A 24959-nucleotide genomic window follows, 5' to 3' on the forward strand; every position below is an offset into this window, starting at 1 on the left:
TCGCACCGCCTCTCCCTGAGCACGCTGCGCACGACTGCGTGGACCTCGGCATCGATAGAACCGGCGATGTCGTCCCCATGGATGAGGCACCGGGGTCCGAGGCGCCATGGCGCGAGGTCAGGGACGCCCTCAGTTACCTCCGGCAGATCGGGCAGGTCGCTGGGCTCCTTGTGCGGGCGGGAATCCTGCCGGAGGAGCGGGACGATGTTGCCGAGATCGCGGCAACTCTGCGGGCCGCGATCGGCTACCGCCTATACACCAGGACCCAGCCGCTGACGGCTCCCCAGCTCAGCGACGACCTCGGCCTCGGCACACCGCCACGGCTCACCGCTCACGCACTGGAGACCCTCCGCGAGGAGGGAGCACTGGTCCGCAAGGGCGGCCTGTACTGGGTGCGGGACGACTGCGAGCCCCTGCCCACCGCAAGGGACCTGAAGCTGGCGCGGCTGCGGTCGCAGCTCGCCGGCGGGGCCCATCCCCGTGGCCGCGCCATCTCGGAGGATGCTGTAGCGGCCACTCTGGGCATCGGAAAGTACGAGGCAGCGGGCTATCTCGGGATCCTGAAAGGCGAGGATCTGGTCTGGGGCACTGCGTGGGCGTGGGTCCCCACGATGTCGGCCGCCAGGACAGCTGGCCCGCCGCGGCTGCCGTTGCCCGTGCTGCCGGGGTTGTACAGCCGTAAGGAGATCCTTGACGCGGTCACGCCGCTGACCCACAACCACCACCGCCTGATGGCCGTGGCAGTGCCGGACAGTGCGCCGTGGCACCGTACCCGGGCGATGGCCGCGCAGGTCATCGCCGCCCTGCCGCCAGCCCGGGACGGAAAGCAGGAACTCGCCTTTGGGCTGCTTCGGGAGATCGCCACGGCGCTCGCACCGTACGAGCCGTGGGCCAGGGCCTGGCACACCGCATGTCTGGCCCACGCCACCGTGGCCGCACTCGTTCTCCTGCCGCTAGCCCTGCCCGGAGATCCATCCGGGGCCGAAGGATGAGGGGGCGAGTCAGCGTGCCCCGCTCGCGCTCTGAGGGCCGCGAGCCGATCACTGGACGGCGGGGCGGAGTCCCCGGCGGTGCTGGGCCCGGCCGGCAGTCGCTGCGAGGAGAACGCCCGCTGGCCACGTATCTGGTCGGCGAGAGTACGAGCCTGGTGGGGACCTCCGTGCACGCGGTGGCCCTCCCGGTCGTCGCGGTCCTCTACCTGCACGCCTCTGCCACCGAGACCACGTGGCTCTACCTCCTCGGCCAGCTGCCGAACTTGATCTGTACCTTGCCGGCGGGGGCCCTCGCAGACCGGTATCCGACAAAGAGGCTGCTGATCGGTGCGGACCTCGCATCGGCCGGTCTAGTCGCTTTGATTCCTGTCGCGGCAGCGGCCGGGGTGCTGTCGGTGCCAATGCTGGCCGGCGTCGCTCTGCTGCTGGGGGCCGTCACGGTGCTCCGCCAAGCCGCGGCGTGCACGATCCTTCCCCAGCTCGTCGCCCCGAGCCTGCTGCACCGGGCTACCGCGGTCCAAGAGGCGGCGAGCGGCGCTTCCTCGACGGGGGCACGTTCCTGGGCACCGCCGTCATCGCTGTCACCGGGGCCGCCCACGCCATCGCCCTGGACTGCATCTCCTATCTGGTGTCGGCCTGGTGCACGAGACGCGTCCCAGCCCAACCCAGGCTCCGCCGCGGCCCGAAGGGGAACCTGAGCACCGAAGTGTGGGAGGGCGCGCTCTACGTCGGCCGCCATCCGGTCCTCCGGCCGCTGGCGTTATGCCTGGGCGGGACGGGATTCGGCGCGGGCATCATCTCCGCCGTCTCCTCGTGGTACCTGCTGAGTGTCGTCAAAACCGGTCCCACCGGCCTCGGCGTGATCATGGGCGTGTCCGGGGCCGGATACGTTGCCGGAGCCCTCGCCTCCCGCCGACTCACCGAACGCATCGGGCCCGGAAGGGTGCTGGTCGCGAGCGTGGCGCTCTACCCGCTGATGGACGTGGCGCGCCTCATGGCGGGCCCCGGCCCGTGTTGGGTGGCCGCGCTGGCGGTTGCCGGGGCAGTGCAGCTTGCGACGGCCGCCTGCGCGACCGCGACCGTACGGGTCGTGCGCCAGCAGCTCTGCCCGCCCGAGCTCTACGCCCGCACCCAGCAGACCGCGACCTGGCTCGTGGCCGGCAGCCGCCTCCTCTCGGCGCTCGCCGCAGCCGCGCTCGCCGCCACAGCCGGGGCCTGGATCACTCTCCTCACCGGCACCTGCGTCCTGACCGGAACCGCTGTGGCCCTGTGGGCCTCCCCGGTTCGCCACCTGGCTGGCATGCCCGCAGACAGCGGCGAGGGCGCTCCGTAAGGATGCTTCGATGCCGATGCGGCGTGTGTGAGGGCGCCGCGTCCAGCCGTGCCCCGGGGCGGGTTAGATCACCGGTGGGCGGCCGAGGCGGGTCATGCGCCACACGGTCCGCCACCGCATCGGCTTCCGTGGTGGGCAGGGCACCCGCACTCCCTCGAAGAATCCGGCCCACCACGACTTCAGGCCGGCGAGCGGGGGGCGCTGGGCGAGGGTGTACGCCGCCCACGTGGCGAGGTAGACGGGGATCAGGACTGCGGGCAGGTGTCGCTTGGCCAGCCAGACGCGGTTGCGTCCGGTGTTGCGGTAGTAGACCGCGTGACGGGACGCAGCGGTGCGAGGGTGGGTCAGTACCAGGTCTGCCCGGTAGTCGATGTCCCAGCCGGCATCGAGGGCACGCCAGGCGAAGTCGGTCTCCTCGTGGGCGTAGAAGAACGCTGCGGGGAAGTCGCCCACCTGGTCCATTACGTCCATCCGGATGGCGTGGGCGCCGCCCAGGAACGTCGTGACCGGGCCGGAGATCAGTGGGTCGGCGCCTGCGAGGCGGGGGACGTGCCTGCGCTGGGAGAGGCCGTCTTCGTCCGCGATGCGGAAGCCCACGATCCCGAGGCGGGGGTTCGCGGCGAACGCTTCCCTGACCAGTCGCAGGGTGTCGGTGTGGGGCAGCAGGCCGTCGTCGTCCAGGACCAGGACGATGTCGACGCCGCCGTGTTCGCGCAGCCACCGCACGCCGGCGTTCCTGCCGCCGGGGATACCCAGGTTCTTCGGCAGCTCGACGGCAGCGATGCGGTCGGGCAGGGCTGGGAGCTTGACTCCCTGGCCGAGTACGACGACTTTGGCAGGTTCGCCTTCCTGGGCTGCCACGGAGTCGAGGAGGGCCCGGAGTTCCTTCTCGCGGTCTCCCATCGTGATGGTGACGACGCCGACCGTCGGCAGGTTGCTGCGGGAGTCGCTCATGCCTGGGCTCGCAGCAGGTCGGTGGCGCGCTGGTTCAGGGCGTCGGCTCCGGGGATCTGGCGCTTGCCGTAGCCGGCGGCTGTGGACTGGATCGACCGGAGCTCCTTCTGGCTCCGGTCGGAGATCACGCCGTCCATGAAGTCGAGGGACCGGGTCCACAGGACCACAGCCTCCTCGTACCGGTGCTGGGCCGCGACCGAGCGCCCGAGGTTGACCATGGTGAGGCCATGCGTGCGCTGGTAGGTACCCGGTGCCCGACCCTTGAGCGCCGTCCGGTAGTGCTTCTCTGCTGCCTGGTGGTCCCTCATCTCGGTGAGGGTCTTGCCGGTGTGCGAGGCGACGGTGGCCGTGACCGGTCCCGCTGCGGCGGCGTAAGAGGCCACGGCATCATCTCCGGCCAGCATCGCGTCTTCGGCCGACAGTAGGGCGGCTGCCGCCTTCTCGCCTTCCCCGCTGGCTCCGTACGCTCTGGCGCAGGTGACCAGGAGCAGGGCTTCGGTCTGGCGGTCAACCCTGCCTGCTGCCCGCCGCAGTGCTTCGTCCGCCAGGCCGATGCACGACTGCGGGTGCCCGAGGTCGAGTGCCTGATGGGTCAGGGCTCGCATCATCCACGCGGCGTGCCCACCCGGGTCGGACTCGCAGGCCAGCTGGAAGCCGAGAAGGTAGTAGCGCTGGGCGGCGCCTTCACGGCCCAGGTCGTGGTGCTTCCAGCCGACCAGGCACGCCAGGGTCGCGGCGGCTCCGAAGGCGCTCCGCCGCAGCGAGTCGGACGGGAAGCGTCCCTCCAGCATGGGAACGACGGTGTCCGTGAGATACGCGGTCACCATCGTCAGGCCGTGGCCGCCGCCGAGGCGGTCGTCCACGCTCCGGAACGTCTCGGTGAGTTGGCGCACGGTGGCGACTTCCTCGGCGCCGACGGCGCCGACGCGCTCTGCTGCCCGCAGGGTGGCGGCGACCGCTTCGTGGTCGTAGGAGAGCGGCAGACCGACGGCGGCCGTCGCGAACGCGGCGTTGAGGAAGTCCCTGCGGCGGAGCAACACGAATCTCCCGAGGTCGGTGGCGCTGGCCAGCGGATCGGCCCCCAGGGCCTCGCCAATGCCCGCGCAGCCTAGACCGATCTCGGTGAGCGTGACCTTCCGCTTCATCCTTCTGGTGAGGGCTTCGGCGATGTACGCGCGGGTCTGGCCGCTTGGTGTACCGCCTGTGACCCAGGAGTGGACGGCCGAGCGGGAGGTGTGCAGCGTGACCCCGGATTCGGCTGCGACGGCACGGACTTCCCTGGCCAGCACCTCGTAGGTGCATCCGGCCTCGGCGATGACGTCCGCCAGCGCGGTGTTCGGGCTCCGGCTCTCCGTCAACTCGCACTCCCCACAGTGATCTTGAACAGATTGAACAGGTTGCCGCACCGGCCACGGTACCCCTGGCCCATCACTCCCAGTTGAATATCCGTGACGCCAACCGGCACCAGTGCAGGCCATGGCCGATCCCGTACGGGGAGCGGCTGGTTGTGGCGTCATCCGCGCCGTCCTGAACCACTCAACCGTGAACAGGAGCTATGCCAGATGCCCCGCGTGTCAGCACGGTTCCGTTCCTTCGCCTTAGCCGAAGCAGGCCCCCCGCCGCCCCCGCGCATGGCCGAAGGCGGGGAGCATGCGGCCGGCGCTGGTGCCCGCGGTCGCCTGTCACGCCGTGGCGAGGAAGTCCGCTGCACGCTCGTCGAGTTCGGCTGTGCAGCGAAGGCCCCGGGCCCGGAAGGGTGCGAGGTCGGCCCGCATGGCCTTGACGGCCTTGCGGGTACGCACGGAGCGGACGCCGTCCATGTGGTCCATGGCCTGCCCCCACGTCGCGCAGGCTTCCTCGATCCGGCCGCGCTTGAGGTGTATCTCCGCCCCGGCCACCAGGTCCAGGGCGACGATCCGCGCGTACGTACCGGCGGGCCGGGCGGACGCCGCGCGCAGGTACTCGGCAGCGGCGGCCCGGTGATCTCCGAGGGTCTCGAAGACCTTCGCGGTCCGGGAGAAGACCGAGGCGTCCGGCGGGCCCCAGGCCAGGCCCCAGAACGGGACCTCGTCACCACGCTCGGTGCCCTGCTCCAGCAGGGTCCGCGCGTGGCCGACTTCGGCGAGGGCCGCGCTGCGGAGTCCGGCCTTGGCCAGGGTGTGAGCGTGGACGACACGGAACAAGGCTTCTGTCTGGGCGTCCACGCGTCCCTTGGCCCGGCCGAGGCCGGTCTCGGCGAGGCCCTGGCAGTGCTCGGGCCGGTGGAGCTTGAGGCCCTGCATGGCCATGGTGCGCATCACGAAGCCATCGTGACCGGGGAGGCCGGACTCGACGGCCAGCCCGTAGGACTGGAGGTAGTAGCGCTGGGCGAGGCCCTGCTGCCCGGCATCGTAGCTTTTCCAGCCCAGGAGGTGCACACCCCGACTGGCGGCCGACAGCAACTGGCGGCGGACCTCGTCGCTTCGGAATCGGCCCCGGCACAGCGGGGCGACGTCGTCCCGGAGGTAGGTAACCAGCGCGGAACGCCCGTGCTTGCCTCCATGGCGTTCGTCCATGTCGGAGAACATGGCGACCATGTCGCGGACGGCGTGGACCTCGGCCATGCCGATGACGTGGCTCCCGGTGCGGGCCGCCGCGGTCCGCTCTGCCATGTCGCGAATGTGGGCCAGGGGCAGCGCGGCGGCGGCAACCGAGTAGGCGGAGGTCGTCAGGAAGCGTCTGCGGTCCAACTCGGCCCTCCACATCGGGATCAGGGAGTCGAGGGGATCTCCACCCAGGTTGAGGCCGATGCTGTCATGGCCATCCGCATCGGGGGCGGCCAGGCCCAGGTCCGCGGGGGTCAGCACGCGCCCCAGGCGCCGGGAGAGGGCCACGGCCAGGTAGCGGGCGGTATCCGAGTGCGGCTTGGCCCCCTGCACCCAATGGTCGACAGCGGACTTGTTCGTGCGCAGCGTCGTCCCGCACTCGGCGGCCACGGACCTTACGGCCTTGGCGACCGCCTCGTATGTCAAGGCGGATTCGGCGACCACGTCCCGGAGCCGGTCGTTCGGTGTGCGTGTGGCCATGAAGCACCTGCCCATATACCCGATATACCGGTTGCCCTCGATCACACGGTACCCCCGCCCGATCTCCGCGAGTTGAATAGCCGTCAAGCCCGAAGAGACAGCCGCAAGGCACTCCCCTCGGCGCTGCTCTCAACCGGATCACCCGCGAACAGGAGCCCGCGCATGACCCGCACGTCGGCACCCACGCTCCCCGCCCTGCACAGGACGTCGGTCGCCTCGCAGGCCACGATGCTGTCGATCTTGCCCGGGGACGTGGCCCAGGACGTGGAGATCGCGCTCGCTCTGGCCGCCCACGCCCCCCATCGCACCGCTGCCGTCGATGTCCGGGCACGGCTCCGTGCTCACATCGCCCACCTCGTTGATCCCGCCGAGCAGTTCGCCGACACCCTGCCGGAGGGCCGGGCCCGCGACATAGCCGCCTCCACCGTGCGCCACGCCCGCGATCTCATCGGGACACAGGGCGGCAACCCGGCTGCCTGCCTGACGCTGCTGGCCAAGCTCACCCAGCACCTGGCCTGGTACGCCGCGGACCCCCGTGCCCACGGCACCAGCAGTCAGGCCGCCTGACCGGTTCCGGCCGTGCCCTGGGTGAATCGGCCCCGGCCGGGACCGTCCAACCCGTGTCAGGTGCTGTCCAGTACCTCGCTGGCACACACAGCCCACACCACCTTTACCGACCGACAGAAAGAAGAGGACATTGACCACCACGCCCATGGACGACAAGGCGAGCGCCCTGCGCCAGGCAATGACCGGCGCCTTGGTGAAGGCCGGGACGATCAATAGCAAGGCGGTCGAAACCGCGTTCGCCACGGTTGCCCGCGACCGGTTCGCGCCCGAGGCGACGATGGAGAAGGCGTACGACCCTGACGACGTCGTCCGTACGAAGACGAACGAGCACGGGATCACCATCAGCTCGGTATCGGCGCCGCGTATCCAGGCCATGATGCTGGAGCAGGCCGGTCTCCAGAAGGGCCAGAAGGCAGGCGAGGTCGGCTCGGGCGGCTACAACGCCGCGCTCATGGCCGAACTCGTCGGCCCCGACGGCACGGTCACCACCATCGACATCGACGCCGACGTCACCGATCGGGCCCGCAAGCTGCTGGACGAGAACGGCTACGGACGGGTGAAGGTCCTCACCGTCGATGGCGAGGGAGGCATTCCGGATGCCGGGCTCCTGGACCGGCTGATCGTCACCGTCGGCGCCTGGGACATCCCGCCCGCCTGGACCGACCAGCTGAACGACGGGGGCCGCATCGTCGTCCCGCTGCGGATGCGCGGCCTGACCCGGTCTGTGGCCTTCGACCGCGACGGAGACCGTCTGGTCTCCCGGTCCGCCGAGATGTGCGGCTTCGTCACGATGCAGGGTGCCGGCGAGCACCAGGAACGCCTGCTCCTGCTGCGGGGCAAGGAGATCGCCCTGCGCTTCGACGAGGGCTGGCCCGAGGACCCGGACGCCCTGAACGGCGTTTTCGACACCGAGCGGGCCGAGGTCTGGTCCGGCGTCACGGTGGGCCTGCGCGAGCCGTTCACCGGCCTGCAGATGTGGCTGGCGACCGCCCTGGACGGTTTCAGCCTTATGTCCGTGGACGAGGACCTGGACACCGGCCTGGTCACGCCGCAGAACAAGTCGGCCTGCATGTCCCTCCTGGACGGCGCCTCCCTCGCCCATATGACCCTGCGCCGCGATGGCGACCGGGCCGAGTTCGGCGCGCACGGCTACGGCCCCGCCGCCGAAGCGGTGGCCCAGGCCCTGGCGGAGGAGATCCGTGTCTGGGACCGCGACCACCGGAGCAGCGAGCCGGTCATCTACGCCTACCCCGCCTCGACCCCCGAGGCCGAGCTGCCCGCCGGCCGGGTCATCACCAAGCGGCACCGCCGCATCGTCATCTCCTGGCCCCACGAGGACCAGGCCAGCCAGAGCACCACCGACAGGGAGAAGTGACATGACCAAGCAGATCAGCAACGCCGCCACGAGCCTCCACGACGAGTTCAGCCTCGACGTGCGTGTGGTCGAGGCCGGGGCGCCCGTCGCGAGCCTCCTGCGCAGCACCGACGACAACTGCGGGTCGACCTGCTCCAACGGGGCCACCGCGTGCGCGTCCTCCGTCAACGACCCCGCCTGACCGGCTCGTCACGAAGGTGAGAGGTAGCACCTGGCCGACGGCCGTACTCCCTCTCACCTGCACCACCCCGCCGTCGGGCACACAGCGTGTGCCCGACGGCGCCACGACCACACCACGACAGCTGCCAGGGGGCGAGGGTTCATGGCGCGCGGAGCACGGCTGTACCGGCACACGCAGGCTCTGATGGTTCGGGCCACGACGTACCCCGCCTCGGGTGCCCCTGAGCCCAACGTGAACCTGCACGGGCCCGACGGCCTCGAACGCGGCAGGGCCTGGCTGGCAACCGTCTGGGACCACCCGCAGGCCCGCCGGGCATTGGAAGCCGCCAGCCCCGTCCTGGCCGCCCAGACCGCCACCCTGCTTGCCCTTCGTACGCCGAGCGGGAAGGAGATTCGGCGGCTCGTGCACTCCACCGCCGCCTACCTGCTGCGCTGGCAGGGCAGAGCCACCCCGTTCGGCCATTTCGCCGGGGTCGCCCCCGCCCGCATCGGGCCCGCACCGCAGGCCCTCTGGGGCACGGGGCACCGGGCCGTCCTACGACCGGACGCTGCCTGGCTGGGCGCCGTCACCGACCAGCTCGCAGCACACCCCGACGTCCAAAAGCGCCTGCTTGTGGTGGCGAACCCTGCCGCTCATGTCCGGGGAGGGCGGATCGTCGTACCCGGCCGGGCGCCCGCCGACGGCCTGGCCCCCTTGGAGGTGTCCATGGCGGCCACTGGGCCCGTCCGCTCTGCCCTGGCCGCCGCCACATCCCCCGTCGCGTTCCCCGACGTCGCCAAGGCCGTCGCCGACCGATATCCGCACGCCGACCACGCACTCGTCCACGGCCTCCTCGCTCATTTCTTGGAGTACGGCGTGCTGCTGTCCGCCCTGGACGCCACGGCCACGGCCGCCGACCCACTCGCCCAGATCCGCACCCTCACCGACCCCGCCAGCACTCCCGCCCCTCTCCTGTCCCCCACCGCTGAGGTGACCGGCAGCACCCCGCCAGCCTGGCCGGACACGGTCCTCGACGCCCAGGTGACGATTCCCGCAAGCGTGCTGTCCGAGGCCGAGACGGCTGCGTCCGTGCTGGCCCGGCTCTCGCCGTACCCATTCGGTAATCCGGCCTGGAAAGACTTCCACCAGCGATTCCGGCAGACGTACGGGGTCGGCGCGGCCGTGCCCGTGACGGAGCTGGTGGGCGACGGAGGGCTCGGCTTCCCGCCCGGTTTCCTGGGCGCCGACCGTCCGGCCCCGGCCCGAATGCTGTCCGCCCGCGACGAAGCGTTCCTCGCAGTGGCCCAACAAGCCGCCCTCGACGGGGCCTGCGAGGTGGTCCTCACCGAGCGCTTGGTCGCCTCGCTGGCCGTAGTCGAGGCCGCGGAGCTGGCGTTGCCGCCGACGGTGGAGCTCGCCTTCCAGCTCCGTGCCGACGACGCGGACGCCCTGCGGCGAGGCCGGTTCGAGCTGTGGCTAGCCTCGGCGGCACGGCCCTCGTCCTCCATGGCCGGACGGTTCACCGATCTCCTGGCCGACACGAACGCCACCGAGCTGGCCGCCGCCCTGGCGGGCCCGGCCGGGCCTTTGCCGGCCCAACTGGTCTTCCCCGCACGCAGACACCACAGCGCCAACGTCATCAGGACCCCGCACCTGCTGGAGCACAGCATCTCCCTCAGCTGGCCCGAGCCCGGCCCCGGGAGCATTCCTCTCGATGACCTGGCCGTCACCAGCGATACCCGCAACCTGTACCTGATCCGGACATCCACCGGACAGGCCATCGAGCCGCGTGTGCTGCACGCGCTGGAGCCACGCGTGCTGACGGCTCCGCTGGCCCGGTTCCTCGCCGAAGTAGCCGGCGCCCGCCGCGCCGTCTGGCGGCTGCCCGACTGGGGCGCCGCCTCACGCCTTCCGTTCCTGCCCCGGCTGCGGCACGGCCGGACGGTCCTTGCCCCGGCCCGCTGGCTGCTGGCCGCGACCTCGTTACCCGGACCGGCCGCCACCCTCGCCACATGGGAGGGCGCTTTCGAACGGTGGCGGGACCGCCAAGGCGTTCCGGCGCACGTGATCCTCACCGAGACCGAGATGCGGCTGCCGCTCGATCTCGACGTGCCGCTCCACCGCGAGCTGCTGCGGGCCCGCCTGGCACGGGCCCTGGAGGTGGAAGTGCGTGAAGCACCTGCGCTGGCCGCAGGCTCCACGTCATCTTCCGCGGGCGGATTCATGGGCCGCGCCCACGAGTTCCTGACCATCCTGCACGCCACGACGCCCGTACCTTTTCCGGCCGGGCCTGCGGTGGCGGTGGCCGAGCCGCAGACTCCCGGCGTGTCCCGCACCCTCTGCGCCCACCTGCACGGGCACCCCGCCCGGCAGGACGAGATCCTGACCGAGCACCTTCCCCGCCTGTTCGACGGATGGAGTCCGGCCCCGGCGTGGTGGTTCACCCGCCACGACGACGCCGCTCACCCCGACCGCGACCGTCACCTGGCCCTGATCCTCCACCTGGACGACGCCACCGGCTACGGGCGGGCCGCTGAACGCCTCGGCACCTGGGCCGACGAGCTGCGGCGGCATCAACTCGCCTCCCGGCTGGACCTGGCCGCCTACCGGCCGCAGGACGGCCGCTACGGGCACGGGCCTGCCCGTGAAGCCTCTGAGCGGGTGTTCGCCGCTGACAGCGCCGCCGCGCTCGCCCAGATCACGTACGCGGCGCATGCCGGCGTTCCGGCCGAAGCCCTCGCCGCGGCCTCCCTCGCCGAGCTCGCCACCGCCTTCGCCCCCTGCCCGGCTGACGGCTGGAGCTGGCTCGCGGCGAACCTTCCCCGGGAAACCGGTCCGGTCGATGGCGCGCTGACCCGTCACACCCTGGCCCTAACCGCCCCTGGTGCTGCCTGGCGTCACGAGCCGGACGCGCTCGCCGTAGTCGAGACCTGGGCAGCCCGCACCGACGCGCTCTGCGCCTACAGGCAGACCATCGACGCCCAGCGCGAGCCGATGACCGTGCTCCGCTCCCTCCTCCACCACCACCACGTCCGCGCCCTCGGCGGCGGACCGGACTCCGGGCGCATCACCCACCGCCTCGCCCGATCCGCTGCACTCCCGCACACCCACCGCCGCAAGGCCCGCCCGTGAACGCCGCCAGCGTCCTCCAGCAACGCTTCGGCCGACGCCTGGCCGCCCCCGACCCTGCTGCGGACACCGCGCTCGGACAGTCCCTCGTGGCCGGCCCGGCAGGGGTAGCGCTGTGGCACATCGAACGCGCCCTTACCGGGGCCAGCACGTGGGAGCCGGTCACGGCATGGCTGACGGCCGCAACCCGCACCGACGTGACCGCCGCCGACACCGCCTGTCTCAGCTACGGGGCCCCTGCACTGGCATTCGTCCTGCACACGGCCGGGGCCGACGGCCACGACCGTTACCAGCAGGCACGCGACCAGCTCGACGCGGGCACCGCCGGCCTCGCGCACCGACGCGTCGAAGCCGCCCACTCCCGCATCCGGCGCGGCGAGCTGCCTGCGTTCGCCGAGTACGACCTCCTGCACGGGCTGACCGGCATCGGCGCGCACTTGCTGCGCCACACCCCCGGCAGCGATGCCCTCGGCTCCGTCCTCGGCTACCTCGTCGCCCTCACCCGGCCCCTGACCGTGGACGGGGAGGCGCTGCCGGGCTGGTGGTGCGCCCACGATCCGTACCGCCGCTACACCCCGGGCGGGCACGCGAACTTCGGAATGGCCCACGGCGTCACCGGCCCCCTCGCGCTCCTCGCCCAGGCCCAGCGTCGGGGCGCCGTCGTGGACGGGCAGGGCGAGGCCATCGCCACCATCACGGCCTGGTTCGACCGGTGGCAGCAGCTCAACGAACACGGCCCCTGGTGGCCCGAGAGCATCACCCGGGTCGAGGCCGCCGCCGGACGGCCCCAGGTCACTGGCCCCGGACGTCCGTCCTGGTGCTACGGAACCCCGGGCATCACCCGCGCACTCCAACTCGCCGCCATCGCCACCGCCGACGCCCCCCGGCAACAAGCTGCCGAGTGCGCGCTGGCCACCTGCCTCGCCGACCCCCGCCAGCTCGGCAGCATCACTGACCCGGGCCTGTGCCACGGCGCGGCCGGACTGTTCCAGACCGTGTGGCGGGCAGCGCGAGACGCATGTGTCCCTGGCCTCGGCTCCGCCACCCACCGCCTTGCGGACACGCTCACGGGCCACCACGCCCACCAAGAGGACGGCTTCCTCGAAGGCGCCGCCGGACAGGCGCTCGCCCAGGCCACCGCGTCCCGCGACCAGCCGCCCACCTCAGGCTGGGACGCCTGCCTCCTCATCGACTGACACCACCTGGCCCAGGCGCTTCAGCACAAGCGCGGGCCGCGGGCTTCCCGTCACCTTCCACGGAGAGGAACCACCCCTGATGAACGCCGCACCCGTCTCCCAGACGACCGAACACGCCGTCCTCGCAGTCCTGTCCGGGCAGTCCCTCGCCGCGACCGCCGCTCGTTCGGGCATCGACGCCGAAGAACTCGGCGACGCCGTCACCCTCTACCGGTCAGCAGGCCAAGCCGTCCTGGCCGAGCAAGCTGCCCGCCACGACTGGCACCAGGTCCGCATCGAGTTCGCCGACTTCGACCGCGCCGAAGAAGCCGCCGCCACCCACCTGGCCCCCCGCCTGCGCATCCTGCAGGACAGCGGACTCCTGGCGGCATGGTGGTACATCCGAAAGGCACCCTGCTGGCGGCTGCGCATGCTCCCCGCACCGGGCACCGACCCCGCCCGCCTCCACCTCGCCACCTCCGAACTCCTCGGAGCGCTCGTCCAGTCGCAAGAGATCATCCGCTGGTGGCCGACCGTCTACGAACCGGAAATCCTCGCCTTCGGCGGCCGGGAAGGCATCGACACCGCCCACAGGCTCTTCCACGCCGACAGCGACCACTTCCTCGCCCGCACCCACCAGCCGCCCGGCCTGGGACGACGCGAGACCTCAATGCTGCTGTGCACCGCCCTGTTCCGGGCAGCCGGACTGGAGTGGCACGAGCAGGGCGACGTGTGGGACCGCGTGGCCCGAATGCGGCCCCTGCCCGCCACCGTCACCGCCGAGAACCTGGCCCAGATGGGCGAGGGGCTCCGACGCCTGTTCGCCCTCGACATCCGGCCCCTGGTCTCCGCCGGCGGAGCGATGGAACCGATTGCCCCATGGCTCACCGCCTTCACCCATGCCGGGCAGACCATCGCCACCGCCACCCAGAGCGGCACCCTCCAGCGCGGCCCCAGAGACGTCCTCGCCCACCACGTGATCTTCCACTGGAACAGGCACGGTCTGACCAGCCGCGCGCAGGCATCCCTCTCGCACGCCGCCCGCGCCGTGATCCTGGCCCCCACCGACAGCACCAACCGGGAGGCGACCGGTGCCGGAAGGGCTACCTGATCCCAGCAGATGCGGCGGCCGCCCGCGCCATCCGGGGCCCTACCAGGCGTTCGGCCAGATCCAGCGGGACCAGGCGGCCCCCGTCACCTCGGACTCCTGGATGCGTCCAACCTCCGCTGCGGCTGTCGCGAAGGCATAGCCGATGTCCAGCTGGTAGTGGTCTGGCTCATCCTTCGCGGGCCTGGCCGGCACCTGGCCGAACTCGACATATGCGGGGCGCGCCGAGAGGGGGACGACCAGCTCGGGGTCGATTCCGGTCTCCTCGGAGAGCTCCCGCAGGGCGGCTCCGAGCAGCGTGGTGTCGCTTCGAGATGCCCACCTGGCTGCAAAGTGATCCCGTACGAGCGGTGTTCGATCAGCAAGACCTCGCCGCCGTTCCGTACCAGCAGGGCTCCGACGGTCACGTGCATCGGGAAGGTTCGACGCGAGGCGAACCCTTGACCTTCGGTCAGGAGACGCAGCGACTCGGCCAGCTGTCCGGCCTCGTGAGGGTAGCGCTCCAGGTAGGCGGTGAGCACGCCCGCGATATCGGAATCAGTGATCGCCACAGCTACTCACCCCCATGTCGCCGCCAATGGGGATTCCGCCGAGACCGGCCGCTCGAAGGCGGCCAACGGGCACGTGCACAGTCTGCTCCACAGGGGTCCGTGGGGTACGAGAAGCCTCGAACTCTACAAGCGCGCCCTGCCCGAACGACCCCAACGCGCCCGCGCCCTTGCGGCGCCTGAAACCCTCGGCGATTCGGCCAACCCTCCTTAGTGGCACTGGCGTTGCGCGGTGCGGGTCGGTGTAGCTCCCACGATCCGACAGTCGCTCCATTCCGGGATTTCATGGCCGACCGAAACACGTGTGTTCGAAAAATCAGCGGCTGTCGTTGGAGCTTCCGACAGCGTCCGACCGGCGATCCAGGGGGACCCGATGACCACGTCCGAAGCACACAGCAAACCGGCTGGTGCTCCGCCTCCGCCGCCTCCGGCGGAGATCACTTACAGCGGGCAGTACTCCGTCAATCCGCTCGCCGAGGTCTCGTTCCGGAAGATGTGCGCCACGCTTCCGTCGGTCCTGGCCCGGATCGGCCGTCTGTCGTGGCAGACCGACCGGCAGGCCGTCCGGCTCTTGATCGGGTGCCAGGTCGTCACGGGCGTATCCGCCGCGGTGCTGCTGGCCGCCACGGCCCGCGCGATGGGTCCCGTACTCGGTGCCGGAAGTGCCGGTGACCGTCTTCACGGGGCATTGCCCGCGCTGCTCGTGGTCGCGCTCGCCGCCACGATGAACCGCGTCGCGGGGGCCGTGGCCACGTACGCCGGACGGCGGATCACCCCACTGCTTACCTCGGAGACCGACAGCGCCCTGGTCGAGGCAGTCTGCCGGGTCGAGGCCGCGGCCTACGCGGGAGACGGCTTCTCCGACCGGCAGGAGGCGGCCGAGATGGGGGTGGTCCGCACCCACGTAATGGTCACCGACGCCCAGCGCTTCATGTCCTCGCTGATCCGTCTGGTCACCGCCGGCAGCGTCCTGTCCCTGCTGAACGTCGTGATGCTGCCCCTGCTGCTCCTCGCTGTACTCCCGGCCGGTATCGGCGCCGTCCTGACCGCCCGCGTCGACTACGAGATCCACTACTCCAACATCTCCGACAGGAACGTGCGGGGAATGATGCGCTGGTGGGCCACCGCGTCCCAGTACGGCGACGAAGTCCGCGCCAACTCGATGACCGACTACCTCGTCTACTGGTACCGGGCCTTGTCCGACCGGTGCGACCAGCGGAACCTGGCCGCGGCTCCACGGACGCTGCGGATTTCCCTGCTCTCCGCGCTGGCCGGCGGCGTCTTCCTCCTCGCGACCTGGGGAGCGCTCGCCTGGCTCGCCGTGACCGGCCGGATCGAACCCGCCATCGCCGCCACGGCCGTCATCGCCGTCCAGACCGCGCTCGCCGCCCTTTCCCAGGTCGTCATCAACGGCGCCGCGATCTTCCACACCAGCCTGTACCTCACTGACATGCAGTCCTTCCTCGACGAGGCCGCCGCCCTTACTCCCCAGCGCGGACCGCGCGAGATCACCGGCCCAGTCGAACAGATCCGGCTCGAAGAGGTCTCCTACCAGTACCCGGGCAAGGACAAGCCCGCGGTCGACGGCGTCTCCCTCACCCTGGAGCGCGGCCAGATCCTCGCGATCGTCGGATCGAACGGCTCCGGGAAGTCGACCTTGACGCGCTTGATCACCGGGATCTACCTCAGCGACAAGGGCAGGGTCACCTGGAACGGTAGCGGCCTCGCCGACACCGACCCGGCCACCGTCTGGCGTCGCACCGGCCTGGTGCCGCAGGACTTCGCCAAGTGGCCCCTGCGAGTGCGCGAGAACATCACCCTCGGCCAGCCCCGCACCCACGACGACGGACCCGTGTGGGAGGCCATCGACGCGGTCGGCCTGCGCGAAGCCGTCGAAGAGCTCCCCCACGGCCTCGACAGCCTCCAGGCCCGCGACATCTGGGGAGGCGTCGAGTTCTCCGGCGGACAGTGGCAGCGCGAAGCCTGCGCCCGGGCCCTATACCGCAAGCCCGATCTGTTGATCTTGGATGAGCCGACATCTCAGATGGACCCGCGCGGTGAGCACCTGGTCTTCGAACGGATCAAGGCCATCGCCGCCGACCGGATCACCATCATGGTCACGCACCGCCTGGAGAACACCCAGATCGCGGACCACATCATCGTGCTGGAAGACGGCCGGATCTCCGAACAGGGCCGCTATGACGATCTTGTCCACGCCGGTGGGACCTTCGCTGAACTCCTCGCGCTCTCCCAGGACCGCTGACCGGCTTCACCTCGCCCAACATGGCCCCCGAGAACACCTGGAGAACCGTGGTCCCCCACCTCACCTCATCCGATGACCACATGCCCTGCAGTGCGGGGGCCTGCCGGCGGGGCAGGAGGTCCGCCGAATGAGGCAGCCAAAGCCGCTGCCAGCGGCGGTACGGGCCTGGGCGGAGCAGCGGACCGGCCCTGTCGTCTCCGTGCGGGACGCCTCCCACGGCTGGGACCGCTCCCGCGTATGGGAACTGGAGGGCTCGGACGGGGTCCACCGCTATCTGAAGATCTCGCCCTCGGTGAAGTTCTTCAGCCGCGAGAGCCGGGCCTACCGCCACATCGTCCCCGCCCTCGGGCACAGCCGAGCGCCGCAGCTCATCGACAGCCGCGCGCAGGATCTTGCCCTGCTGCTCACCGCGGTCCCCGGCGCCCCTGCCAAGGAGCTCGGCCTGGACGACGCCGGATGGCGCTCGGTACACCAGCAGGCCGGAGCGCTGTGTGCGCGCCTCCACGAAGCCGGCGAACTCCACCCGGCCGACCGGGTGGAGGCCGAAGCGTCCCTGGCAGCCGCCGCGGACGGGGCGGAGAAGTACTTGACCCGTGCCGGGGATCGGCTCACCGCGGCCGAGCAGCAGCTGGTCCGCGACCATGCCGCCCGGCTCCGCCGTATCGGACCGCTGCCGGTCTGCTATATCCATGGTGACAACCAGCCGAGGAACTGGATGGTCTCCGGATCCGGGTCTGGATTCGCGCTCCTGGACTTCGAGCGGACCCGGCCGGCCGCCCGCGTCCAAGACCTCGTCATCCTCACAGTCACCCACTGGGCGGATCACCCGGACCGCAAGACCGCGTTTCTCAGGGCGTACGGGCGTCGCCTCACCGATGCCGAGGAGCACGCACTGCGCTGTCTGACCGCGATGGACGCGGTCAACTGCCTGGTCTGGGGCCCAGACAACGAGGATGCCGAGGTCACCGCCAGGGGCCGGCGGACCTTGGACCGGCTGATGAGGGAGGCCGCGCCGCAACGGACGGATGGGGGCAGGCCTTCATGACGGCCTTCGCCCAGGCCGCGAAGCCCACCTCGTGGTCGAGGCCCGCCTTCCGATTCCTGCTCGGCAGCGAGGCCGTGAGCTACTCGGGGTCATCGGTGAGCACCGTGGCCCTGCCCGCGCTGGCCGTGCTGGAGCTGCGCGCCTCCACCACCGAGGTTGCCGTCCTCGCATTCCTCGGACAGCTCCCCAACGCCCTCGCGCTATGGGCGGGGGCCCTGTCCGACCGGCATCCCAAGCGGCCCCAGCTGATCGCCTCGGACCTGGTGGCGGCCGGAGCGCTGCTGACCGTCCCGGCCGCCGCCCTCGCCGGGGCGCTCGGCGTCGGGCAGTTGTACGCGGTCGCGATCGTGCTCGGGGCGGCCAAGGTGGTGCACGACGCCGCGGCGGTCAGCCTCCTGCCCGCCCTCGTCGATCCGGACCAGCTCCACGACGCGAACGCGAAGCTCGGCGCCGCATGCTCGGTGGCCGACAGCGCCGGAACCACCACTGGGGCCGCCTTGGTCGGCGCCGTCGGCGCCGCCCGCTCCGTCCTCGTCGACGCCCTGTCCTTCCTCGTCTCCGCGGTGCTCGTCTGGCGCATGCGCGTCCCCGAGAGCGCCATCGCGCCGCGTGCTCGCACCGGCCTGGTGCGCGACATCGCCGACGGCGTGCGCTACGTGACCCAGCAACCCACGATCCGCACCGTGATTGCCGCCCTGTCCACCCTCGCCTTCGGCCTGGCGATCATGAACACGTACTGGGCCTACTACCTCCTTGTTCCCGCTTAACGACAGTGTTGCTTTCTGCCCAACACCCCACCTGACCTGCTTGTTTGCCTGTTGCAGTCCGCCGGGTTGCATTGATACTCATCGGCCATGCACCAATCGACGTACTCATCAGCGGGCTGGGAGTCCTGGGGGCTCGCGTTCAGGCCGGCGATCCCGGAGGGGATGCCGTTGCTGTTCGACGACGACCTCCTCTTCGAAGACAGCAACGGCGCCCGCCCCACCACCGTGATCAACTGCTGGGCCTGCGAGCTGCCAGCGAATGGATGCCCATCGCCGAACTCGTGGCCCTACTACGTGCGTACGGTGCGTGAGTGGCTGGAGTTCATATCCGGGCGCGGGGTCGACCTTTTCGACACGCGGCGTCGCCTGAAGGCAGCATTGAGCGCGTACTCCGTGTATCGGGCCCAGGGCCCCATCAAGCACCGCTTCGAAGCGTCCACGTGGAACCAGAACATGGGGATTCTGGCCGGGTTCTACAAGTGGGCGAAGGACGAGGAGTACGCGGACTCCGAGCCGTTTACCTACCGGCAGGCGGTCTGGGCTTTCAAGGGGCAAGTCCATCGCGGGCGGGTCAACCAGTCACGGCGGCGCCAGGCGAAGCCTCATGTGACGATCAAGTATCTCGACGACGACTTCACGGACATCTTCCTCAAGGCGTTGGCGGGGTTGGATCCTGACGGGGAGCGGGATCCGAGTTACCGGGGGCGGGAGTTGGCCCGGAACTCAGCGGTCGGCCGGTTGATCGTCTCCAGCGGTCTGCGAAGCCAGGAGTACACGTACCTGCTGGCCTGCGAAGTGCCGCTGCTCCCCTCGCGACGGACTGCGGTGCCTGTGTCGTTCCCGGTCCCGTCCGGTATCACCAAGGGAAGCAAGTACCGCGAGTCGTGGATCGATTACGACTCGCTGGCTGAAGTGCACTCCTACATCGCCCTCGACCGGGCAGCGGCGACGTTCGGATCGTCGTGGCGTCCGCCAGCCCGCTGGGGAGAGCCGCTGTTCGTGACGGAGGCCGACGAGCGCGGCGGACGCATTAACGGGGTCCGTGTGCGGTGGGGCTCGCTCGGCCCTGACGAGCGGCGGCGTCTGGTCGCCCCGGAGGGAGGCTCGATGCTGCTGTCGGTGTGGGGCCAAGGACGCCCGTTCACCGGATGGTCCACGGTCTTCGCCAGGGCCTCCGACCGCATCCGCGAGCGGTACGAGCCGCGCTTCCCGCATGTCAGCCCGCACCGGTTGCGTCACACCATGGCGATGGCGACCATGGCGCGATTGATGCGCGGCTGGTACGAGCAGGCCGCTCGGCAGGTCCGCGACACCGATGACGATGCCGCCCTGGCGCACTACCTGCGTACGCAGGAGCCGCTGCTGATTCTGCGCGATCTACTCGGACATACCAGCTCGCTGACCACGGAATCCTACCTGCACCGCCTGGACGTACTGCGCCTGTTCACTTCCCTGTACCGGCAGGTCGGCAAGAGTACGGGCTGCTGGACGAGGACGTCGAGCTGGAGCTCGGGACCGAGTTCGACGACGAGCCGGCGGTGCTCTGATGCCGGCCACCGTCACCCTGGACCCGCTGGGTGTGCACTGCATCTTCGGCGACGGGTCGGAGTATCGCCGTCGCCTGCGCGTGCTGCGGCCAGTGGAGCTCCCGGAGCTGTCGCGCACCCTGCTGGAGGGTGCTACGGATCTTGTACATCCGCACGGGCAGGTCGACAGCGCGGGCGGCTTCGACCTGTACCTCACGGCCGTCCGCGGCTTCACCGACTGGCTGGTCGCGTTCGGGTTCTCCGGCGGGGCTTGCGACCTGACGCGCGCGCTCCTCGCCCGGTACTGGCGGCAGGGGGTGCGGTCCTCCCAGGAGAGCGCGCTGCGGGCGATGTTGCGCTGCGCGGATGACCAGGATCAGATTCTGGCGCCGGATGTGCGCGCGTTCGTCGATGGCCGGCTGTTCAACACGGGCGAGCGGTACGGCTCACACCAGCCGTACAGCGAGGCCGAATGGGCTCGGCTCATCCGTACCTGCCGGGCCGAGGTCGAGGGCGCCTATCGCGCGTTCTGCGCGGCCCGTGAGCAGGCGTCGTCGGCTGAGGGGCCAGGGGCTTCGCTACGTGAGCGCACTGCCCATCACTGGCTGGTGGTTCACAACGGGCCCGACCCGCTGGTCAGCGAGATGGCAGAGCGCGGCTCGTTCCCCTTCCGGCAGAGATACGGCGCCGGACTTCGCGCGGTGCTGGATCCGCTGATCCCGACCCTGGATGTGATCATCGCCTATCAGCTGCTGTTCGGCGCCTACACCGGCATCGTGCCGGACGGGATCACGGACCTGGGACTTACCGACATCGAGTGGGCGGGTGACGAGAAGATCCTCCTCAGCTACGTCAAGGGCCGCACGGCGGCGGAGAGCGTTGCTCTGTCACGTCAGGCCACTCGCCTTCTGGAACAGTGGCTCGATCACTCCGCGGTGGCCCGCCGATTCGCGCCCGAGGGGTTGCGCCCCGAGCTCTGGGTGCGTTTCACGCCGAGCGGCACGTGGGCGGGAGAGCGATGGCTGGCCAAGCCGGCCACCCGCCTGTCCGTCGTCCGCTGGGTTGAGCGCCGCCAAGCCGTCGACGAGGACGGGCACCCCACGCAGATGACTGGTGACGACGGTCTCCCCCTGGCCCTTCACCGGCACCGCATCCGCACGACCCACGACGCGTTGAAAGACCGATCACACTGGCGCGGCAGCCGCCGGACCACGCTCGATCCGAATCGGTCCCCCGGCATCGAGGGGGACCACTACCTGACGAACACGACGCCGGCTCAGCGCGAGGCGGCGGAGGACATCATCGCCCAGGCACAGGAGGACCTGGTGCGCCGGGCGCTGCCGCCTTTGGTGCTGGCCACCGCCGATATGGCCGACCTGGTGGAGAACTATCCCGAGCAGATGAAGCGGCTCGGCCTGGACGACAACGCCTTGGCGCAGCTGCTGTCCGGACAACGCGACGTGTTCACCGCGGCGTGTGGGGATCAGCTGTCGGGACTTCACGGGCCGACGGGCAAGCCCTGTCCGGCACGCCCGTGGGTGTGCCTGTTGTGCCCGCTGGCCTTGTTCGCTCCCCGCCATCTGCCGAACCTGCTGCGGCTACGGGCGTTCTTCTCCCGCCAGTGGCAGCAGATGACCACCGCCGAGTTCATCCCCGTCTTCGGCCCGTACGCCCACCGTCTCGACGAGATCCTGACTCCCGGCCGGTACTTCTCCGAGCAGGCGCTGCGGGCAGCTGCTGTCGAGGTCACCGGCTCCGATGTGGAGCTTCCCCTGCGACCTGAGGAGCACACCGTATGACCACCCTGCCTGGGCCCGCGGGCCTCGCGGCTGCCTTTCCGCGTTCTGTCTTTCAAGGTGAGGACGTGTGCGCTGCGGCAGGTCTGCCGGTCTGCGGCGCGGGCCCGCGTCCTTGCTTCGATGACGCGGTCTGGGACTTCACCGGTGTCATCGGGCTGCCGCGGTACCTTGCGCGGTACGCACGGATCTTGTCCTTCACCGAGATTCTCAATCCCCAGTGGAGGGAACTCGCAAAAGAGTTCATCTTCGCCCGGCTCGCACCGGACCACCACGCTGTGCGGGAACTTGCCCACGCCTACCGCACACCCGTGCAGATAGCCACCGTGCACGGGCGGCTGACGGTGCTCACCGGCTGGCTCAACTGGCTCACCGAACAGGGCGTCGACCGTCTCGGGGAGGTAACCCAGCAGCACTGCGCCGCCTACCTGGAACTTCGCAAGAAGGTACGGGACAAGCACGGCGTCGTGATCCGCGACAGCAGTCCCGGCTACCGCATGGACGTCGTGGCGGTTATCCAGGAATTGGGCTACTACACCGAATTGTTCTCCACCGGCGGCTACGTGCCGGGCTTCCGTCCATGGGGGCGACGCACGGCGTACGCGGTTGCCGGGATGGTCCGCAGGACGGGCAACACAACGCCGCCGCTGAGCAACGACGCGTTCCAGCCGCTCGTAGCGGCGGCCCTGTACGTGGTGGAGGTGCTGGCGCCGCACGTCGTGGAACTCCAGCAACAGCTGCGGGAGATGACGCCGAACCGGCCGGGCCGCAACAGCGGGCGTCCGAGCTGGAAGGTCGAGGTCGTCCGGGCCATCGACCGCCACATCCGGGAGGGCGACCCGTTCGATGTCGCCCTCGATCACGTCGTGGCCGAGCGGCTGGCGGACGGCTGGGATCCGGACGATCCGCTGCTGCTGGTGAACCTGATCTCTCTCGCCCACGAGACCGGACGGCATGCCTTCCACTACACGTGGCTGCCCACACTGCGCGGCCACCTGGAGAAGGCCGTCAGGGAAGTCGGCCTGTCCAAACGCTGGGGCCGGACGGCCGCCCTGGTCGAACGCGCGGACGGACGGGGCAGTGTCCCGTGGACTTTGCCGATGAGCACCACCGAGGCCCGACTGCAGCTCTCCCGGGCCCGCACAGCCTGCCTCATCGCGCTCGCCGCACTGACCGGAATGCGCAAGAGCGAACTGGCTGAGCTGACCCACGACTGCCGCCTGCCTCCCGAACAGCTCGGCGAGGGCCGCGTCCGCTACCGCCTGAAGGGCAAGGTCATCAAGGGCAGGAGACTGGGTGGTGAACACGATCAGTGGGTGACCATCAAGCAGGCGTACGACACCGCCGACGTAGCCGCCTCGCTCGCCGATCCGGTGAAGAACGACGGTCACCTGTTCAAGTCGCTCTCTTTGTTCACCCCGTACGAATGGTTCCTGACCTGGGTCAATGGCCCAGACGGCCGTCGCCTTGGGCTGGCTCCGATCCCCGAGGTGCCGGTCAGTCTGCGGATGCTTCGCAGAACCCTGGCGGTGGAAATGGCGCACCGTCCAGGTGGTCTGCTGGCCGCCAAGATCCATCTCAAGCACATCTCGGTGGTCACGACCGAGGGCTACGCGGACCGCCCCGGTGGGGCCCAGTCGGTGCTGATGGCCGAGTTCGGCCAAGAGGAGCGCGAGCATAAGATGCGCGTCGCCCTCGACGCATTCCACGACTACCAGAATGGTATCCGGCCCTCGGGGCCTGGTGCCGGAGATCTCCTGGACTTCTTCGCGTTCGTCGACGAGCAGCTGGATTTCCCTGGGGCGCCGAACGTCAAGCGCAGCGACCAGGAGGTGAGGAATCTCCTCGCCAAGCGAGCCAAGTCCCTGCATCTGGGGCCGGCGAACTACTGCTGGTTCCTCGATCCGTCCAAGGCGCTGTGCCTCAAGCTCGCAGGGGCCCGCGCCCGCGGGGCGAAAGAGCCTTTGATCGGCATGTGCGATTCCGCGCGGTGCCCCCAGGCCACCCACCATGCCGGGCACCGCCCGGTATGGGCGGCCAGCGCCGAGAGCAAGAAGGTCTTCATCGCCACCATCGGACGCGCACAGCGGACGGAGAAGGCCCGGCTGAGGGCGGAACTCGCCCGCGATGAACGGGTGCTGGCCGAGATCGACGCCCACTGCGGAACGGGGGCCTGACATGGCCCGCATCAGCGACGAGACCCGGCGGAGCAACGAGAGGGCCATTCGGCAGGTCATGGAACGGCTGCTTGCCGGTGACGTTCCCCCGGGCGGCAAGTGCGACATCAAGACCCTCGCGACCCAGGCCGGGGTCGCCCGCACCGGCTTCTATCCCAAGAGGAACCGCGACGGCTCGCCGCGGCCCGGTCCGTACCAGCACCTGGCCGAGGAGTTCGAGCGCCGCCTGGCCGCACTGCGCGAGGCCGGCGCCATGACCGACCCACGAGCCGCCCAGGTCGAAAGCCTCAAGAGTCAGGTAGCCGGGTTGAAGGACCGGCTCGCCGAGCGGCAGGAGCAACTCGCCGAGCTCGGTGAGTTCAAGCAGCGAGCGCTGTCCCAAATCGCCGCGCAGCAGATGGAGATTCAACGGCTTCGGGAGGCCCTGGCCGCACCGTCGAATCTGCGGGCACTTCCCCGGGCTCAGAGAGGATCTGCCCCCTACGGGTCATGTAGCTGAACTCCGGGCCATATGCGCGGATCCCGGTCATTGCGATGGGCCATATGCCCGGTGTGCCGGGGCTGCGATCTGGGCAGGACACCGCTCTCAGTCAGGACTCGGTGCAGGTCCGCAGTGGCCGGTGCACCCTCGGTCGTGCCGTCGGCATGGCGGTAGAGCCGGCAGGACAGGCCCGGCTGGAGTCCCTGCGCTGCGAACGGGTCGGCTCCGTCCAGCAGGAGGGTGGGCGAGCCCGACATCCCCAGCCTGACAGCCTCGTCCGCGTCATGGACCTCGACCCATTCCACCGGCACGGCCCGGCCCTGGAGAGCTTCGGTGAGGCGCTCGCGGATGAGCGGGGCGTTCGGGCAGCCGGGCACGGTCAGCACCGTAAGGCGCGACGTCTCAGTCTCGGAGTGGTTCATGGCGGACCCCTTCCTGGCGAGGTTCTTCCTGGTGTGTGGACGGTAGACCTTCCAGTGCGCTGGAAGGTCAAGGGCT

At 70.3% G+C, this 24959-nt stretch carries 20 protein-coding genes; 15 read left to right on the forward strand and 5 right to left on the reverse strand.

Annotation, left to right across the window (positions count from 1 at the left end; translation table 11 throughout):
- Window positions 1-77 precede the first annotated feature (77 nt).
- The 3 genes from ACGFYY_RS05290 to ACGFYY_RS05300 are packed head-to-tail and all read left to right on the forward strand — an operon-like array spanning window position 78 to window position 2325.
- Window positions 78-992, forward strand: coding sequence for a hypothetical protein (locus ACGFYY_RS05290; RefSeq protein WP_393707184.1), 915 nt, complete (start codon window positions 78-80; stop codon window positions 990-992).
- On the forward strand, window positions 989-1690 hold the full coding sequence (locus ACGFYY_RS05295; RefSeq protein WP_393707185.1) for an MFS transporter: 702 nt from the start codon (window positions 989-991) through the stop codon (window positions 1688-1690). Before ACGFYY_RS05290 ends, ACGFYY_RS05295 begins: the two co-directional genes overlap by 4 nt.
- Before the next feature lie 8 nt (window positions 1691-1698).
- On the forward strand, window positions 1699-2325 hold the full coding sequence (locus ACGFYY_RS05300) for a hypothetical protein (RefSeq protein ID WP_393707186.1): 627 nt from the start codon (window positions 1699-1701) through the stop codon (window positions 2323-2325).
- Window positions 2326-2388: 63 nt separating this feature from the next.
- On the opposite strand, the gene ACGFYY_RS05305 is transcribed toward ACGFYY_RS05300, so the two are convergent.
- From ACGFYY_RS05305 to ACGFYY_RS05315, 3 genes are all read right to left on the reverse strand, one after another.
- Window positions 2389-3279 (reverse strand): glycosyltransferase family 2 protein, encoded by an 891-nt coding sequence (locus tag ACGFYY_RS05305; RefSeq protein ID WP_393707187.1) that lies wholly within the window; start codon window positions 3277-3279, stop codon window positions 2389-2391.
- On the reverse strand, window positions 3276-4637 hold the full coding sequence (locus ACGFYY_RS05310) for a tetratricopeptide repeat protein (protein ID WP_393707188.1): 1362 nt from the start codon (window positions 4635-4637) through the stop codon (window positions 3276-3278). The genes ACGFYY_RS05305 and ACGFYY_RS05310 overlap by 4 nt, the downstream gene beginning before the upstream one ends.
- A gap of 324 nt (window positions 4638-4961) precedes the next feature.
- Window positions 4962-6344 (reverse strand): hypothetical protein, encoded by a 1383-nt coding sequence (locus ACGFYY_RS05315; protein WP_393707189.1) that lies wholly within the window; start codon window positions 6342-6344, stop codon window positions 4962-4964.
- 162 nt (window positions 6345-6506) lie between these two features.
- On the opposite strand from ACGFYY_RS05315, the gene ACGFYY_RS05320 reads away from it, so the two are divergent.
- The 6 genes from ACGFYY_RS05320 (at window position 6507) to ACGFYY_RS05345 (ending at window position 13861) form a co-directional block, all read left to right on the forward strand.
- Entirely contained in the window at window positions 6507-6911 is a 405-nt protein-coding gene (locus ACGFYY_RS05320; protein WP_393707190.1) for a DUF6415 family natural product biosynthesis protein, read from the forward strand.
- Between the two features lie 130 nt (window positions 6912-7041).
- Complete coding sequence (fxlM, locus tag ACGFYY_RS05325; RefSeq protein ID WP_393707191.1) at window positions 7042-8286, forward strand: methyltransferase, FxLD system; 1245 nt, start codon at window positions 7042-7044, stop codon at window positions 8284-8286.
- 1 nt (window position 8287) lies between these two features.
- Window positions 8288-8467: an FxLD family lanthipeptide gene (locus tag ACGFYY_RS05330; RefSeq protein WP_393707192.1), complete on the forward strand. Its 180-nt coding sequence runs from the start codon at window positions 8288-8290 to the stop codon at window positions 8465-8467.
- A gap of 141 nt (window positions 8468-8608) precedes the next feature.
- Window positions 8609-11578, forward strand: coding sequence for a lantibiotic dehydratase (locus tag ACGFYY_RS05335; protein WP_393707193.1), 2970 nt, complete (start codon window positions 8609-8611; stop codon window positions 11576-11578).
- A complete protein-coding gene (locus ACGFYY_RS05340; protein ID WP_393707194.1) occupies window positions 11575-12771 on the forward strand; it encodes a lanthionine synthetase C family protein in 1197 nt (398 codons plus the stop codon). The genes ACGFYY_RS05335 and ACGFYY_RS05340 overlap by 4 nt, the downstream gene beginning before the upstream one ends.
- Before the next feature lie 79 nt (window positions 12772-12850).
- Entirely contained in the window at window positions 12851-13861 is a 1011-nt protein-coding gene (locus tag ACGFYY_RS05345) for a thiopeptide-type bacteriocin biosynthesis protein (RefSeq protein WP_393707195.1), read from the forward strand.
- 39 nt (window positions 13862-13900) lie between these two features.
- On the opposite strand, the gene ACGFYY_RS05350 is transcribed toward ACGFYY_RS05345, so the two are convergent.
- On the reverse strand, window positions 13901-14155 hold the full coding sequence (locus tag ACGFYY_RS05350; protein ID WP_393707315.1) for an NUDIX domain-containing protein: 255 nt from the start codon (window positions 14153-14155) through the stop codon (window positions 13901-13903).
- 624 nt (window positions 14156-14779) lie between these two features.
- Between ACGFYY_RS05350 and ACGFYY_RS05355 the strand changes: the two genes are divergently transcribed.
- From ACGFYY_RS05355 to ACGFYY_RS05380, 6 genes are all read left to right on the forward strand, one after another.
- Window positions 14780-16669, forward strand: coding sequence for an ABC transporter ATP-binding protein (locus ACGFYY_RS05355; RefSeq protein ID WP_393707196.1), 1890 nt, complete (start codon window positions 14780-14782; stop codon window positions 16667-16669).
- A 127-nt stretch (window positions 16670-16796) separates the two neighbouring features.
- Window positions 16797-17714: a phosphotransferase enzyme family protein gene (locus ACGFYY_RS05360; protein WP_393707197.1), complete on the forward strand. Its 918-nt coding sequence runs from the start codon at window positions 16797-16799 to the stop codon at window positions 17712-17714.
- Entirely contained in the window at window positions 17711-18481 is a 771-nt protein-coding gene (locus ACGFYY_RS05365; RefSeq protein ID WP_393707198.1) for an MFS transporter, read from the forward strand. Before ACGFYY_RS05360 ends, ACGFYY_RS05365 begins: the two co-directional genes overlap by 4 nt.
- Before the next feature lie 1546 nt (window positions 18482-20027).
- The gene (locus ACGFYY_RS05370; protein ID WP_393707199.1) at window positions 20028-21806 is read left to right on the forward strand and encodes a hypothetical protein; all 1779 of its coding nucleotides are present in this window, start codon (window positions 20028-20030) and stop codon (window positions 21804-21806) included.
- Window positions 21803-23980 (forward strand): site-specific integrase, encoded by a 2178-nt coding sequence (locus tag ACGFYY_RS05375; protein WP_393707200.1) that lies wholly within the window; start codon window positions 21803-21805, stop codon window positions 23978-23980. The genes ACGFYY_RS05370 and ACGFYY_RS05375 overlap by 4 nt, the downstream gene beginning before the upstream one ends.
- Before the next feature lies 1 nt (window position 23981).
- A complete protein-coding gene (locus ACGFYY_RS05380; protein WP_393638780.1) occupies window positions 23982-24479 on the forward strand; it encodes a hypothetical protein in 498 nt (165 codons plus the stop codon).
- On the opposite strand, the gene ACGFYY_RS05385 is transcribed toward ACGFYY_RS05380, so the two are convergent.
- Window positions 24461-24883, reverse strand: coding sequence for a hypothetical protein (locus ACGFYY_RS05385; RefSeq protein WP_393707201.1), 423 nt, complete (start codon window positions 24881-24883; stop codon window positions 24461-24463). The two genes, ACGFYY_RS05380 and ACGFYY_RS05385, sit on opposite strands and share 19 nt — an antisense overlap.
- Between the last annotated feature and the right edge of the window lie 76 nt (window positions 24884-24959).

The sequence above is a fragment of the Streptomyces sp. NPDC048331 genome (genome assembly GCF_043201215.1).
GTDB lineage: Bacteria > Actinomycetota > Actinomycetes > Streptomycetales > Streptomycetaceae > Streptomyces.

Bases quoted from the DNA above. Each gene is read 5' to 3' on its own strand.
- ACGFYY_RS05380 (WP_393638780.1), top strand. From the start codon at position 23,982: ATGGCCCGCATCAGCGACGAGACCCGGCGGAGCAACGAGAGGGCCATT.
- ACGFYY_RS05365 (WP_393707198.1), top strand. From the start codon at position 17,711: ATGACGGCCTTCGCCCAGGCCGCGAAGCCCACCTCGTGGTCGAGGCCC.
- ACGFYY_RS05370 (WP_393707199.1), top strand. From the start codon at position 20,028: ATGCCGGCCACCGTCACCCTGGACCCGCTGGGTGTGCACTGCATCTTC.
- ACGFYY_RS05320 (WP_393707190.1), top strand. From the start codon at position 6,507: ATGACCCGCACGTCGGCACCCACGCTCCCCGCCCTGCACAGGACGTCG.
- ACGFYY_RS05290 (WP_393707184.1), top strand. From the start codon at position 78: ATGGATGAGGCACCGGGGTCCGAGGCGCCATGGCGCGAGGTCAGGGAC.
- ACGFYY_RS05295 (WP_393707185.1), top strand. From the start codon at position 989: ATGAGGGGGCGAGTCAGCGTGCCCCGCTCGCGCTCTGAGGGCCGCGAG.
- ACGFYY_RS05335 (WP_393707193.1), top strand. From the start codon at position 8,609: ATGGCGCGCGGAGCACGGCTGTACCGGCACACGCAGGCTCTGATGGTT.
- ACGFYY_RS05315 (WP_393707189.1), bottom strand. From the start codon at position 6,344: ATGGCCACACGCACACCGAACGACCGGCTCCGGGACGTGGTCGCCGAA.
- ACGFYY_RS05360 (WP_393707197.1), top strand. From the start codon at position 16,797: ATGAGGCAGCCAAAGCCGCTGCCAGCGGCGGTACGGGCCTGGGCGGAG.
- ACGFYY_RS05305 (WP_393707187.1), bottom strand. From the start codon at position 3,279: ATGAGCGACTCCCGCAGCAACCTGCCGACGGTCGGCGTCGTCACCATC.
- ACGFYY_RS05330 (WP_393707192.1), top strand. From the start codon at position 8,288: ATGACCAAGCAGATCAGCAACGCCGCCACGAGCCTCCACGACGAGTTC.
- ACGFYY_RS05355 (WP_393707196.1), top strand. From the start codon at position 14,780: ATGACCACGTCCGAAGCACACAGCAAACCGGCTGGTGCTCCGCCTCCG.
- ACGFYY_RS05345 (WP_393707195.1), top strand. From the start codon at position 12,851: ATGAACGCCGCACCCGTCTCCCAGACGACCGAACACGCCGTCCTCGCA.
- ACGFYY_RS05375 (WP_393707200.1), top strand. From the start codon at position 21,803: ATGACCACCCTGCCTGGGCCCGCGGGCCTCGCGGCTGCCTTTCCGCGT.
- ACGFYY_RS05385 (WP_393707201.1), bottom strand. From the start codon at position 24,883: ATGAACCACTCCGAGACTGAGACGTCGCGCCTTACGGTGCTGACCGTG.